Here is a 13,594-nt window from a genome sequence, read left to right on the forward strand (position 1 = left end):
TATAACGCTCTAAAATATTGGTTTTTAAAAGCGAGCCAAGATATAAAAACCATGAAGTTGAAAAACTATTGACAAAACTTTTAACATTTATTTAATTAGTTCAACGTCTAATAAAATATGTTATAACTTTCCTTCCCATTCATTATAAAACTGTTGAAGAAAAGTTTCCATGTAATTATGACGATTTTCAGCAATCTTTTTACCAGTTTTGGTATTCATTTTATCTTTAAGCAATAGTAATTTTTCGTAAAAATGATTGATGGTTGGTGCCTCTGAATTTTTATACTCTTCTTTGGTTTGATTTAATTTTGGTGAAATTTCAGGATTGTATAATGGTCTGTTTTTAAAACCACCGTAATTAAAACAACGTGCAATTCCAACAGCTCCAATAGCATCTAACCTATCTGCATCTTGCACAACATCTAATTCTGGCGATTGAAATGTTTGATGAAAATTCCCTCCTTTGTATGAAATATTTGAAATAATATTTTCAACATGAGCAATTACAGCATTATCAACCTTTTCATTTTCTAAAAAACTACGTGCCATTTTTGGGCCAATAGTTTCATCACCATTATAAAATTTAGAATCGGCAATATCGTGCAATAAAGCACCTAATTCAACAATAAATTCATCAACATTTTCATTTTTTGCTATTAACTTAGCATTGCTCCAAACGCGTAAAATATGAAACCAATCGTGACCTCCTTCAGCATTTTTTAAGGTGTCTTTTACAAAAGCCTCTGTATTTAAAATTATTTGTTGTTTATTCATTTTTTAAAAATAAAAAATCCGCTTTAAATAAAACGGATTTTAGAATTATATTTTACTCAATTATTACATTAAGTATTTTAAAAAAATTTAATTACAGTACTCTTCGTAAGCAGCTGCTAAATTAGAAGCAATTACTTCTGCTGGTCTTCCTTCAATATGATGACGTTCTAACATATGAACTAAAGCACCATCTTTAAACAATGCAATTGCTGGTGAAGATGGAGGAAAAGGAATCATAAATTCTCTAGCTTTAGCTGTAGCTTCGCTGTCAACGCCAGCAAAAACAGTTACTAAATTAGTAGGTACTTTGTCAAATTGTAAAGAAGCAACGGCTCCTGGACGACAAGTTCCTGCTGCGCAACCACAAACTGAATTTACTACCACTAATGTAGTTCCTTCTTTTGCTATTGATTTCTCAACTTCTTGTGCTGTATGTAATGATGTAAAACCTGCATTTTCTAATTCTAATTGCATTGGTTTAACTAATTCTGGTGGATACATAATATTTTGATTTTTGTTAGATTTTGTTAGACGTAAATTGGTTGCAAATATAACAGTTTATATGCTAAAAGTTTATAAATATTTTAACAACTGTTACATTTATGGGCTTTAAGGGTACTAATATTTCAATTATCTTTGCAGGATTAAAATAAATTATGGGAAATTTTATTAAGTGGATTGGCGCCGGAGTTGGATTTACTCTTGGTGGACCAATTGGAAGTATTTTGGGGTTTGTAGTAGGAAGTATTATTGGTGGTTTTTCAAAAGAAGATATTGAAAATGCTAAAAAATATAGCGCATCTGGCGGTAACGTGCAATCAGGAGATTTTGAAATAAGTTTATTATTACTCTCTGCTGTGGTAATTAAAGCTGATGGAAAGGTTGATGAGCGCGAATTAAATTACGTACGTACTCATTTTAAAAATATGTACGGAGAAGAAAGAGCCAATAATGCCTTTAAATTATTTAAAGGTTTTATGCAAAATAATACTATTTCAACGCAACAAATTTGCGTGCAAATTCGTCAAAATTTAACACATGCTTCGCGCTTGCAACTGGTTCATTTCTTATTTGAAATTGCAAAATCAGATGGTAATGTTGTTGAAGTGGAAGTAAATGCCATTAAAACTATTGCAAGTTATTTATACATTAGTTTAAATGATTTTGAATCTATTAAAGCCATGTTTTATGAAGATTCTTTAAGTGCTTATAAAATTTTAGAAATTGAAAAAAGTGCTACAAATGATGAAGTGAAAACTGCTTATAGAAAAATGGTGAAAAAATACCATCCAGATAAATTGCAACATTTAGGCGAAGAACACGTAAAAGGTGCCGAAGAAAAATTTAAGCAAGTTCAAAAAGCTTATGAACAAATTCAAAAGGAAAGAAATAATTAGAAGTTTTTTTATTTAAAAAACATGTGACTTATTTAAGCTAAGTGTGTCAAACAAATAGGTTAGTAAAAATTAGTTCAGGGATATATGAACCCCAAGTGAATATTTGCCCAAAGATTAATTTAGGCGTCTCTCTCGAGGCGCTTTTTTTATTTTAAATAAGCCGTAATATCTGTTGGTCCTTCTAAAATAGTTTTCACAATTTGAAGTGTGCCATTTTGTTGTGAAATAATGTGCCATTTTATTAATGAAATTTGCATATCAACAATTTCAATTCCAGTGATGGAGCGCGGATGCACGCAACTTCCATCGTTAAAATAAGGCAATTCGTTTGGTTCTGGAAAACGTGGCCGATGCGTATGGCCGGCAATTACCATTTGATTATTGTTGGCTAAAATCCATTTTTTAAGTCGGCGTTCCACTTTTATAAGTTCAGTAAAATTTTTAGCAGGGCTTGTGGGGTCTTTTATTCCAACAACCTGTAGGGGTTTCCATAAAATTCTGACTAAAAACCGGCTCCATTTCCATAAAACGTAATTATGAAAATCTGCCTGATGTCCGTGTATTAATAATATATCTTTTTCACTGCCTTCAACCTCTAAAACAATCCCTTCTTCTAAAGTTAAGCCGGCTAATAAATCTTGATCTTTACCCGTAATTTTATCAAAATAACTGTCCAAAAGTTGTGCTGCTTTTTTAGGGCTTTTTAAAACCATATCATGATTTCCCCAAAGCATATGCAACTTGTTTTTTAAATGAAATTCTCGCAATAATAAAAAATTATTTTTGTGAGCTTCAAAAACATCATTAAAAAATAAATTTTCCCATAATTCAATTCCATCACCAAGTTCAATATAAGTGTAGTCGTTCTCTAAGTAGTTTCGTAAAGCATGACAATAAATATTACTGTTGTTTGCAAAATCATCGGCATAGCTATTATCTCCTCTATGGCAATCACTAAAAAAAATGAATTTAGAATCGCAATTCAATGGAATTCTTTTAGCTTTTTTATAGGAATTAGAGATAATATTTTGAATCATATTTAGTATAAAAATTTATTGAAATATAAACTTACTATAATTCTAATAAAGTCAATGTTTTATGCGTGTAATTTTTTACAAATTATGAAATGATATTTTGCAGAAAATACGTAATTTCGCAAACTAATTGAATTAAAAGTAAAAATGAGTAAAAAGTTTAGAGAATATAAGGGTTTGAGCCTCACAAATGTAGCAGATGAAACTTTGGCATTTTGGGAAAAAGAAAATATTTTCGAAAAAAGTATTACAACAAGAAATGAAAATAAGCCTTACATATTTTTTGAAGGGCCACCTTCAGCAAATGGTTTACCGGGTATTCACCACGTAATGGCGAGAGCTATTAAAGATATTTTTTGTAGATATAAAACATTACAAGGTTTCCAAGTGAAGCGTAAAGCAGGTTGGGATACTCATGGTTTACCTATTGAATTAGGCGTTGAAAAAGAATTAGGTATAACCAAAGAAGATATTGGTGTAAAAATAACTGTTGAAGAATATAACGAAGCTTGTAAAAAAGCAGTAATGCGTTATACCGATGTTTGGAATGATCTTACGAAGCGTGTTGGTTATTGGGTAGATATGGAAGATCCATATGTAACTTACAAGCCAAAATATATGGAAACCGTTTGGTGGTTATTGGCCGAAATGTATAAAAAAGACTTAATTTACAAGGGATATACAATTCAACCATATTCTCCAAAGGCTGGTACAGGTTTAAGTTCTCACGAATTAAACCAACCAGGAACATACCAAGATGTAACCGATACAACCGCAGTTGCTCAATTTAAAGCTATTAAAAACACCTTACCTGAACAATTGCAAACAATTGAAGGTGATATTCACTTTTTAGCTTGGACAACAACTCCTTGGACTTTGCCTTCAAACACAGCATTAACAGTTGGTAAAAAGATAGATTACGTGTTGGTAAAATCTTTCAACCAATATACTTTTGATCCTATAAATGTAATTTTAGCGAAGAATTTAGTTGGAAAACAATTTACTGGAAAGTTTTTTGCTGTTGAAAACGAAGCGCAACTTTCAGATTACAAACAAGACGATAAAAAAATTCCTTTTATTGTAGTTCAAGAATTTAAAGGAGCAGATATATTAGAAGCTAAGTACGAACAATTATTACCATACACACTTCCTTATAAAAACCCAGAAAATGCATTTAGAGTAATTGCAGGTGATTTTGTAACTACAGAAGACGGAACAGGAATTGTACACACTGCACCAACTTTTGGAGCAGATGATGCTCTAGTTGCAAAACAAGCAAGTCCTGAAATTCCGCCAATGTTGGTGTTAGATGATAATGGAAATCCAGTTCCTTTAGTAGATTTACAAGGAAGATTCACCAAACATATGGGTGAATTTGCTGGAAAGTATGTGAAAAATGAATATTACGATGAAGGTGAAGCTCCAGAACGTTCTTTAGATGTTGAAATTTCAATCAAATTAAAAGAAGAAAATAAAGCTTTTCACGTAGAAAAATACCGTCACAGTTACCCACATTGTTGGAGAACTGATAAACCGGTTTTATATTATCCGTTAGATTCTTGGTTTATTAAAGTAACCGAGAAACGCGATAGAATGTTTGATTTAAACAATACTATTAACTGGAAACCAAAATCTACCGGAGAAGGTCGTTTTGGGAACTGGTTAAAAAATGCAAACGACTGGAATTTATCTCGATCTCGTTATTGGGGAATTCCACTACCTATTTGGAGAACGGAAGATGGAACGGAAGAAATTATTATTGGTTCCGTTGAAGAATTAAAAGCTGAAATGAAAAAATCAGTAGATGCTGGTTTTATGAAAGCTGATATTTTTGCCGATTTTGAAGTTGGAAATATGAGTGAAGAAAACTATGATAAAATAGATCTTCATAAAAACGTAGTTGATAAAGTGGTGTTGGTTTCGCCAAAAGGACAACCAATGAAACGCGAAAGCGATTTAATTGATGTTTGGTTTGATTCTGGTTCTATGCCTTATGCACAGTGGCATTATCCGTTTGAAAATAAAAAATTGATCGATGAGAAAAAATTCTTCCCAGCCGATTTTATTGCTGAAGGAGTAGATCAAACTCGTGGTTGGTTTTATACCTTACACGCAATTGGAACCATGGTTTTTGATTCTGTGGCCTATAAAAATGTAGTTTCTAACGGATTGGTTTTAGATAAGGACGGTAAAAAAATGTCTAAACGTTTAGGAAACGCTGTAGATCCATTTGAAACAATGGATAAATACGGAGCAGATGCTACACGTTGGTACATGATTTCAAATGCAAACCCTTGGGATAATTTAAAATTTGATATTGAAGGAATTGATGAAGTGAGAAGAAAATTCTTTGGAACACTATACAACACTTATTCTTTCTTTGCATTATACGCTAATTTAGATAGTTTTACATATGCGGAAGATGAAATTCCATTAAATGAAAGACCAGAAATTGATCGTTGGATTTTATCTGAATTAAATACTTTAGTGAAAAATGTTGAAAGTTTTTATGAAGATTACGAACCAACTAAAGCAGCAAGAGCAATACAAGAATATGTTGGTGAAAATTTAAGCAACTGGTTTGTACGTTTAAGTAGAAGACGTTTTTGGAAAGGTGAATATGGTCAAGATAAAATTTCTGCATATCAAACCTTATATACTTGTTTGGTAACTGTTGCTAAATTAAGTTCGCCAATTGCGCCATTTTTCATGGATAATCTTTACAAAGATTTAACAAGCACAACTGGCAAAGAAAATTTTGAATCAATACATTTGGGAGAATTTCCAAAATATGATGAAAGTATAGTCGATAGCAAGTTAGAGCATAAAATGCAACAAGCACAAAAAATATCTTCTATGGTATTATCATTACGTAAAAAAGAAATGATAAAAGTGCGTCAGCCATTACAGCGAATTATGATTCCTGTGTTGGATGAAAATGATAGAGAAGAAATTTTAGCTGTTGAAAATTTAATAAAATCAGAAGTAAATGTGAAGGAAATTGAGTTAATTGATGATGCTTCTGGAATATTAGTGAAAAACATAAAGCCAAACTTTAAAGTACTTGGACCTAAGTTTGGGAAGGATATGAGATTTGTTGGAGAAGCAATTCAAAAATTAACTCAAAAAGATATTGCAATTGTTGAAAAACAAGGAGAAATTTCTTTAAACATAAACGGAAATATTGTAAATTTAACACTAGATGAAGTTGAAATTACATCACAAGATATTGAAGGTTGGCTAGTAGCAAATCAAGGGAATTTAACAGTAGCTTTAGATGTTACAATTTCAGATGAATTACGTAAAGAAGGAAATGCAAGAGAATTAATTAACAGGGTGCAAAATTTACGTAAAGAAAGTGGTTTAGAAGTTAATGATAAAATTAAATTAGTTATTCAAAAAAATGATATATTAGAGCAATCTGTTTTAGCAAATGAACAATATATTAAAACAGAAACATTAACAAAAGAACTAATTTTTATTGAATATTTAGAAAAAGGTATAGAAATTGCTTTTGACGATGTAAATACAAAAATATTAATTGAAAAAATGTAAGTTATGGATGAAAATAATAGATACTCAGATAATGATCTTGCGGAATTTAAAGAATTAATTCAGAAGAAAATTGATTATGCCATGGAGGATTTAGATTTGATTAAAAGTTCATTTAAAAATGATTCTAATAATGGAACTGATGATACTTCTCCAACTTTTAAAGCTTTTGAGGAAGGGTCAGAAACTATGTCTAAAGAAGCAAATGTTGCCTTAGCCATTCGTCAAGAAAAATTTATTAGAGATTTAAAAAATGCTTTAGTAAGAATTGAAAACAAAACCTATGGAATTTGCAGAGTTACTGGTAAATTAATTGCAAAAGAGCGATTAAAATTAGTGCCTCATGCAACCTTAAGTATTGAAGCTAAAAACATGCAACAATAAAATAATTTTATATTTTAAATAGGAAGCTTCCTTAATTAGGAGGCTTCATTATTTATAAACCATACAATACCACTTATTACCTTGAAAAAAGCCTTATTTATAATAATCACTGTTTTATTAATTGATCAAATAAGTAAAATTTATATCAAAACAAATTTCTTATATGGAGAAGATGTTGTTGTTTTTGACTGGTTTAGAATTCATTTTATTGAAAACAATGGAATGGCTTGGGGAGCAGAATTTGGAGGTAAAGCAGGTAAATTATTTTTAACAATTTTCAGGTTGTTCGCTATTGGCGGTATTGGGTATTGGTTATATAGTTCAATTAAAAATAATGCACATACTATTTTAATAGTTGCTATTTCATTAATTTTTGCTGGTGCCATGGGAAACATTATTGACTCTGTTTTTTATGGTGTTATATTTGACACCCCAGCAAATGCTACAGCAACACTTTTTGCAGAAAAACCATACGGTGAATTGTTTTATGGTAAAGTTGTAGATATGTTATATTTCCCAATATGGAGTGGGGATTTACCTAGTTGGCTACCTTTTTGGGGCGGTAAACCTTTTACATTTTTTAATGCAATTTTTAATGTTGCAGATGCCGCAATTTCTATAGCTGTAGGTCTTTTAATTATTTTTAATAAAAAGGCATTTCCTAAAGATATTGACTAATTTCTTTCAGAAAGAAAATAGTTAAATAAATACTCTCTTTAAGTAATACTACTTACATAGAGTGGTGCAATAATTTGTATTTTTACCAACAAAACACCTTTAATTTTATTCAAAATCTAAAAAATGGAAGATCTGATTTTCTATGATAGATTGCAGTTTGCATTTACTATCACATTTCACTACATATTTCCACAATTAACAATGGGACTCTCTTTAATGATAGTTTATTTTAAATGGAAATTTTTAAGAACCAACATTCAAAAATATAATGATGCTGCAATATTTTTCATGAAAATATTTGCCATTAATTTTACAATGGGTGTTGTAACCGGAATTCCAATGGAGTTTCAATTCGGAACAAATTGGGCAAAGTTTTCTGAGCTTACTGGTGGAATAATTGGGCAAACTTTAGCTATGGAAGGCTTGTTTTCTTTCTTTTTAGAATCTTCATTCTTAGCCCTTTTTATTTTTGGAGAAAAATTAATGGGTCAAAAATTACATTTATTAACCGGCTTTTTAGTCTTTTTAGGATCTTGGGCAAGCGGATGGTTTATTTTAGCTACAAACGCTTGGATGCAACATCCTGTGGGACATGAAATTTTAGAAAACGGAAAATTTGTCCTCCAAAATTTCTCAGCATTATTTAGTAATCCTTGGCTTTTACCTGCTTTTTTACACAATCAATTTGCATCTGTTGTTACCTCTTCTTTTGTGGTAGCTAGTATTGGTGCATTTTATATTTTAAGGAATAAAAATTTAGAACACGGCAAACTATTTTTAAAAACTGGTGTCATATTTGGCTTAATAGCAAGTTTATTAGTTGCTTTTCCAACTGGCGACTGGAATGCCAAAAATGTAGCCAAATATCAACCTGCAAGTTTTGCCGCCATGGAAGGTATTTTTGAAACTGAAAACGCAGGAGCTGAAATTGTTTTAATAGGACAACCAAATATGGTTGAAAAAAAATTAGATAATAAAATTGCTGTTCCAAATATTTTAAGCTTTTTAACCTATCAGGATTGGAATAAGCAAATTGCTGGAATGGATAAATTTAAAAAAGAAGAATTACCAGATAATATTCCTGCCTTGTATTATTCATACCATATTATGGTTGGTTTAGGAACTATATTTATAGGTGTTATGTTATTAGCCATCTTCTTTTTATGGAGAAAAAAACTATATACAATGAAGCCACTGCTTTGGGCAATTATGTTTTTAGTCCCATTTCCTTACATCGCAAATCTTACTGGCTGGTATGTTGCAGAATTAGGTAGGCAACCCTATTTAGTTTACGGTTTATTAAAAACAAGCGAAGGTATTTCACCAACGGTTTCTTCAGGAAATACATTGTTCACACTCTTAGGTTTTGTGGGCTTATATATGCTACTTGGATTGTTATTTTTAATATTAGTTGGTAAAACTATTTATCAAGGCCCTAAACCTTTAAAACATTAAATTATGGAACTATTTTGGTTTATTATTATAGCGCTTGTATTGGCCATTTTCTTTGTTTTAGATGGTTATGATTTTGGCACAGGTATTATTCATTTATTTTTCGCTAAAGAAGAAAAAGATAAAAAGGTTATTGCAAAAGCTGCAGGATTATTTTGGGACTCTAACGAAGTTTGGTTAGTAGCTGGTGGCGGAATGCTTTTTATGGCATTTCCCACATTTTACGCTGCTGTTTTCAGTGGCTTTTACCTTCCGCTAATTATTGTATTATGGTTAATTGTGTTTAGAGCTATTGGTTTAGAATTTAGAAGTCAATTTAACAATACAATGTGGTACACAATTTGGGATACAGCCTTTGGAGTTTCCAGTTTGTTATTGGCGCTATTTTTTGGAATTGCTTTAGGAAATATTGTGAGAGGCGTAAATTTAGGTGGCGTAGAAAATGGAATATCTGCTTATGAAGGACATTACTTTTTTCTTCCTTTATGGGATAGTAGTTTTAGCCCGTTAACTGAGCACCCAGGTGTAATTGACTGGTTTACAATTATTATTGGAGTAATTTCTGCGGTAACTTTAGCAATCCATGGAGCAACTTGGATCCGATTAAAAACAAATTCTTCCATCAATAAAAAATTAATAACCGTTATTTTTAATTTGAATATTGTGTTGTTTATATTAACAATATTTTCATTAGTAGTTTGGCAAATTGTAAATCCTGATTCATTAAATAATTTTATTGAAAAACCATATTTATTAATTTTTCCCATTATTTATTTTACAGGCTTATTTGGACTGTTTTTTATTAAGAAAATAAAAAAAGATAGTTATAGTTTTATACTCTCAACTTTATTAATAATTGGTGGTATAACATCTTCTTTAGCTTCATTGTTTCCAATTATATTACCTTCAACAAATTCAATAAATGAATCGTTAACAATATATAATACCTCAGCTTCTGAATATGGGTTATCAGTTGCTTTTAATTGGGGAATTATAGGTCTAATTTTACTTTTAATTTATTTTTTAATTCAAAAAAGACTTTTAAAAGGAAAAATTGATGAGATGGATTACGGACATTAATTACGCATTATGACTGCAACTTTAATTTCATTATTAAGTGTTTTAACAGGAATAATTGGAGCAAATACAACTGGTTTTATTTTTAAAAAATATTCATTTGGTATTGTTGGAAATACCATTGTAGGTGTTTTTGGAAGTATCTTTTTTATTAAATTATTTGGAAGATTAGGTTTTGATCCCGTATCAATAGTACAGTTAGAAAGCATAAATTTTGAATTGCTTTTTCTAAATTTAATGGTAGCTTTTTTAGGGGGTGTTGTTGCTGTAATTTTAATAAAAAAGCTACAATTATTAATGAATAAATAATAATTAACTGAAGAAAAAAGCATTATTAAAATTAGGATTTACCCTCCTATTTTTTTAATAAATTCGTTTTTATAATTATTACCAATAGGAATTCTAACTTGGTCAATTATTATTCTATTTCGTTGTACAGAATGAATATATTTTAACGAAACTATGTAAGATCTATGCACCCTAACAAAGATATTTGTTGGTAATTTTTCTTCAATTTTTTTAAAACTACTTAACGTTAAAATTGGTTTATGTGAAGTAGAAAATATTTTAATATAATCTTTTAATCCTTCAATATACTTAATGTCTTCTATATTAATTTTAACGTTTTCATAATCAGATTTTACAAATATAAAATTACTTTGCTCTTGCTGAATTAAAGGTTGAATTGGTGTTTTAGTATTATTATTTTTTAACGAGAAAATTTCTTGAGCTCTGTTTACAGCGGTTAAAAATCGATGAAATGGAATTGGCTTTACTAAATAATCTACGGCATTTAAGTTAAAGCCTTCAATTGCATAATGCGAATATGCTGTTGTGAAGACAAATAGCGGTTTAACATCTAACGACTTTATGAATTCTATACCTGAAAAATCTGGCATTTCAATATCTGTAAAAATTAAATCAATAGTGTTCGATTTTATAATTGAAATTGCTTCAATTCCATTAGAGCAACTTGCCACCAAAGTTAAAAAAGGAACTTTAGATACAAAATCTTCTAACAATTCAATAGCTAAAGGTTCATCATCAATAATTAAACATCTCATTGTTTTTTTAAATTTAGCACTAATTCAACACTGTATTCATTTTCTGATTGATTTATAGTTAAAACATGTGCGTTTGGATACAATAAGTTTAACCTACTTTTTACATTTTGCAACCCTATTCCAGAGTTGTTTTTTTGTTTTTCTTTTACAGAAATATAATTTTTTATATTTAAAATAAGATTATTTTCTTCAATAGAAATTTGAATATTAATATTAGTTTTACCAGTATAATCTGTTCCGTATTTAAAGGCGTTTTCAATAAATGAAATTAACAGCAAGGGCTCAATATAATGCTTTAGATTTCCATGTACATTAAATCTCACACCACTAGAATCTTTCAATCTAAGATTTTGAAGTGAAATGTAGTTTTTAATATACTCTATTTCTTTTTTTAATAATACATATTCTTTATCTGTTTCATAAAGCATGTACCGCATTAATTCAGAAAGTGTTACAATAGCGTCAGTTGTAGCGTCAGATTTTTTATTGGCTAATGAATAAATACTATTTAATGAATTAAAAAGAAAATGAGGATTTAACTGAGTTTTTAAAAATGAAAGTTCTGTATTAATTTTTTGAGTTTCAATGAGTGCTTTTACCTTTTCGTTTTTATACCATTCGGTTACTAATTTAACACTTGCTCCAACTGCAAATAGCAATACCGCAACCAATATTTGAACTCCTCTAAAAATTCGTTCGTTAGGTTTAAAACCCTGCATTTGAGGCACCATTTCTTTTAAATGAGGTGGTGGAGAAACTTGGTTATTTAAATAGCTATAAAAAAGTATAAATGAAAAAGATACTAAAATATATAGCACAATTTTTCTATTTAATAAAAGTTTTGGAACAAGTAAAGTATAATTTAAATAGAATAATAAGACATCTAATGATATTCTAAAATAAAATTGATACTCGTGTGGAAAATCTTGAAATCTGTTATAAAAAGTTAATAAATTAATTAAAATAAGTATCACCCAACATAAAAAATGGATAATTACAGGATTTATATTTTTGAATTTAATTTTCAAGAAAACAATTTTTTATGTTGTGAAATTTTAATTACAAATTTACTTTATATTATTAATTAATTTACAATTCTTCTTTATGCTTTTATTTGAATAAAGGAGTTGCACATATTTTAAATGCAACTCCTATTCAATTTAACCAAACATTAATTTAACTCAATTTTTTAATCATCTGTGTCAGATTCTTCCAAAGGTCTATATTCCCAATTGTCATCAAAATAATAACTTCCACTTCTACCCATTAAAACGAAGGCTTTGTCTGAGAAACTAAAAGAAACGGCATCTTGTCTTGCTGTTCCCTCAAAATTAGGATCTTCATCCCAAGTATCTGTAGATGGATCATACACCCATAAATTTGATGAAACTCCTGATGATTCTCCTGTTGTTATATATCCTAAACCATTTAAAGTAAAAGCAACTCCACCAGATAAAAGCACAGAATAATCTGAATCATCATCATCTAAATCTGTTAATCTAGTCCAAACTTGAGAATTTCCATCAAATACATAAAAATCATTTTCATAAGCTCCATTTCTTAAACCTGTTCCTAAATAAGCCTTGTTATCAATAACAAATACAAGTGCATCTTTTCTTTTATTACCACCAAAACCAACAGATTGTGTCCAAGTATTACTTACATCATTGTACTCATAAAAATCTTTTAATTCGCTACCATCATAACCTGTTCCTATATATCCTTTATTACTTACCGAAAATCCAACGGCTCCGTATCTTGCAGACCCAATAAAATCGGCTTTTTGAGCCCAAGTATCTGTTGCTGGATCATACATCCAAAAATCATTTAATTTGTTACTTCCATCATATCCTGTTCCAAAATATCCTTTACCGTTTAATTCAAAACCAACAGCACCGCTTCTTGCCACACCAGGAAAATCTGCTTTTTTAACCCAATAATCTCCATCTTTGTTATATTCCCATAGGTCACTTAAATAATCATCTCCATCATAACCTGCTATTAAATATCCTTTATCTCCAATAACAAATGAAACGGAGTTTCCTCTTGCAACACCATCAAATGAAGAACTTTCTACCCAATTTCCATATTCAACGGTATCATCATCATTTGAACAAGCTACACTTACCAAAGCTAAAAGTATAGCCAAATATTTCAAATTCATTCTTTTTAAATTCATAAT

At 29.9% G+C, this 13,594-nt stretch carries 13 protein-coding genes; 7 read left to right on the forward strand and 6 right to left on the reverse strand.

Going from position 1 to position 13,594, the window contains the following annotated elements; genetic code table 11:
* Positions 1–120: 120 nt before the first annotated feature.
* Complete coding sequence (locus JEY78_RS03080; protein ID WP_291846677.1) at positions 121–774, reverse strand: HD domain-containing protein; 654 nt, start codon at positions 772–774, stop codon at positions 121–123.
* Positions 775–861: 87 nt separating this feature from the next.
* Positions 862–1,275, reverse strand: a complete 414-nt coding sequence (locus JEY78_RS03085; RefSeq protein ID WP_291846678.1) for a BrxA/BrxB family bacilliredoxin — start codon at positions 1,273–1,275, stop codon at positions 862–864.
* A gap of 155 nt (positions 1,276–1,430) precedes the next feature.
* On the opposite strand from JEY78_RS03085, the gene JEY78_RS03090 reads away from it, so the two are divergent.
* Positions 1,431–2,171 carry a TerB family tellurite resistance protein gene (locus JEY78_RS03090; protein WP_291846679.1) on the forward strand — a complete coding sequence of 247 codons (741 nt, stop codon included), beginning with the start codon at positions 1,431–1,433 and terminating at the stop codon, positions 2,169–2,171.
* Positions 2,172–2,317: 146 nt separating this feature from the next.
* On the opposite strand, the gene JEY78_RS03095 is transcribed toward JEY78_RS03090, so the two are convergent.
* Complete coding sequence (locus tag JEY78_RS03095) at positions 2,318–3,208, reverse strand: metallophosphoesterase (RefSeq protein ID WP_291846680.1); 891 nt, start codon at positions 3,206–3,208, stop codon at positions 2,318–2,320.
* 144 nt (positions 3,209–3,352) lie between these two features.
* On the opposite strand from JEY78_RS03095, the gene ileS reads away from it, so the two are divergent.
* The 6 genes from ileS (at position 3,353) to JEY78_RS03125 (ending at position 10,657) form a co-directional block, all read left to right on the forward strand.
* The gene (ileS, locus tag JEY78_RS03100) at positions 3,353–6,760 is read left to right on the forward strand and encodes an isoleucine--tRNA ligase (RefSeq protein ID WP_291846681.1); all 3,408 of its coding nucleotides are present in this window, start codon (positions 3,353–3,355) and stop codon (positions 6,758–6,760) included.
* A 3-nt stretch (positions 6,761–6,763) separates the two neighbouring features.
* Entirely contained in the window at positions 6,764–7,141 is a 378-nt protein-coding gene (locus tag JEY78_RS03105; RefSeq protein ID WP_291846683.1) for a TraR/DksA C4-type zinc finger protein, read from the forward strand.
* A 75-nt stretch (positions 7,142–7,216) separates the two neighbouring features.
* Positions 7,217–7,819, forward strand: coding sequence for a lipoprotein signal peptidase (locus tag JEY78_RS03110; protein ID WP_291846815.1), 603 nt, complete (start codon positions 7,217–7,219; stop codon positions 7,817–7,819).
* 123 nt (positions 7,820–7,942) lie between these two features.
* The gene (locus JEY78_RS03115; protein ID WP_291846684.1) at positions 7,943–9,274 is read left to right on the forward strand and encodes a cytochrome ubiquinol oxidase subunit I; all 1,332 of its coding nucleotides are present in this window, start codon (positions 7,943–7,945) and stop codon (positions 9,272–9,274) included.
* Positions 9,275–9,277: 3 nt separating this feature from the next.
* Positions 9,278–10,351, forward strand: a complete 1,074-nt coding sequence (gene cydB, locus JEY78_RS03120; protein ID WP_291846685.1) for a cytochrome d ubiquinol oxidase subunit II — start codon at positions 9,278–9,280, stop codon at positions 10,349–10,351.
* Between the two features lie 9 nt (positions 10,352–10,360).
* On the forward strand, positions 10,361–10,657 hold the full coding sequence (locus JEY78_RS03125) for a hypothetical protein (protein WP_291846686.1): 297 nt from the start codon (positions 10,361–10,363) through the stop codon (positions 10,655–10,657).
* 38 nt (positions 10,658–10,695) lie between these two features.
* Here JEY78_RS03125 and JEY78_RS03130 read toward each other — a convergent pair whose 3' ends face one another.
* The 3 genes from JEY78_RS03130 to JEY78_RS03140 form a co-directional block, all read right to left on the reverse strand.
* The gene (locus JEY78_RS03130; RefSeq protein ID WP_291846687.1) at positions 10,696–11,412 is read right to left on the reverse strand and encodes a LytTR family DNA-binding domain-containing protein; all 717 of its coding nucleotides are present in this window, start codon (positions 11,410–11,412) and stop codon (positions 10,696–10,698) included.
* Positions 11,409–12,440: a sensor histidine kinase gene (locus tag JEY78_RS03135; RefSeq protein WP_291846688.1), complete on the reverse strand. Its 1,032-nt coding sequence runs from the start codon at positions 12,438–12,440 to the stop codon at positions 11,409–11,411. Before JEY78_RS03135 ends, JEY78_RS03130 begins: the two co-directional genes overlap by 4 nt.
* 161 nt (positions 12,441–12,601) lie before the next feature.
* Positions 12,602–13,591, reverse strand: coding sequence for a kelch repeat-containing protein (locus JEY78_RS03140; protein WP_291846689.1), 990 nt, complete (start codon positions 13,589–13,591; stop codon positions 12,602–12,604).
* Positions 13,592–13,594: the final 3 nt, after the last annotated feature.

The organism is Lutibacter sp., from assembly GCF_016342705.1.
Lineage (GTDB): Bacteria > Bacteroidota > Bacteroidia > Flavobacteriales > Flavobacteriaceae > Lutibacter.

Excerpts from the sequence above, each read along its gene's own strand:
- JEY78_RS03080 (WP_291846677.1), bottom strand. The coding sequence starts at position 774 with ATGAATAAACAACAAATAATTTTAAATACAGAGGCTTTTGTAAAAGAC.
- JEY78_RS03085 (WP_291846678.1), bottom strand. The coding sequence starts at position 1,275 with ATGTATCCACCAGAATTAGTTAAACCAATGCAATTAGAATTAGAAAAT.
- JEY78_RS03090 (WP_291846679.1), top strand. The coding sequence starts at position 1,431 with ATGGGAAATTTTATTAAGTGGATTGGCGCCGGAGTTGGATTTACTCTT.
- JEY78_RS03095 (WP_291846680.1), bottom strand. The coding sequence starts at position 3,208 with ATGATTCAAAATATTATCTCTAATTCCTATAAAAAAGCTAAAAGAATT.
- ileS (WP_291846681.1), top strand. The coding sequence starts at position 3,353 with ATGAGTAAAAAGTTTAGAGAATATAAGGGTTTGAGCCTCACAAATGTA.
- JEY78_RS03105 (WP_291846683.1), top strand. The coding sequence starts at position 6,764 with ATGGATGAAAATAATAGATACTCAGATAATGATCTTGCGGAATTTAAA.
- JEY78_RS03115 (WP_291846684.1), top strand. The coding sequence starts at position 7,943 with ATGGAAGATCTGATTTTCTATGATAGATTGCAGTTTGCATTTACTATC.
- cydB (WP_291846685.1), top strand. The coding sequence starts at position 9,278 with ATGGAACTATTTTGGTTTATTATTATAGCGCTTGTATTGGCCATTTTC.
- JEY78_RS03125 (WP_291846686.1), top strand. The coding sequence starts at position 10,361 with ATGACTGCAACTTTAATTTCATTATTAAGTGTTTTAACAGGAATAATT.
- JEY78_RS03130 (WP_291846687.1), bottom strand. The coding sequence starts at position 11,412 with ATGAGATGTTTAATTATTGATGATGAACCTTTAGCTATTGAATTGTTA.
- JEY78_RS03140 (WP_291846689.1), bottom strand. The coding sequence starts at position 13,591 with ATGAATTTAAAAAGAATGAATTTGAAATATTTGGCTATACTTTTAGCT.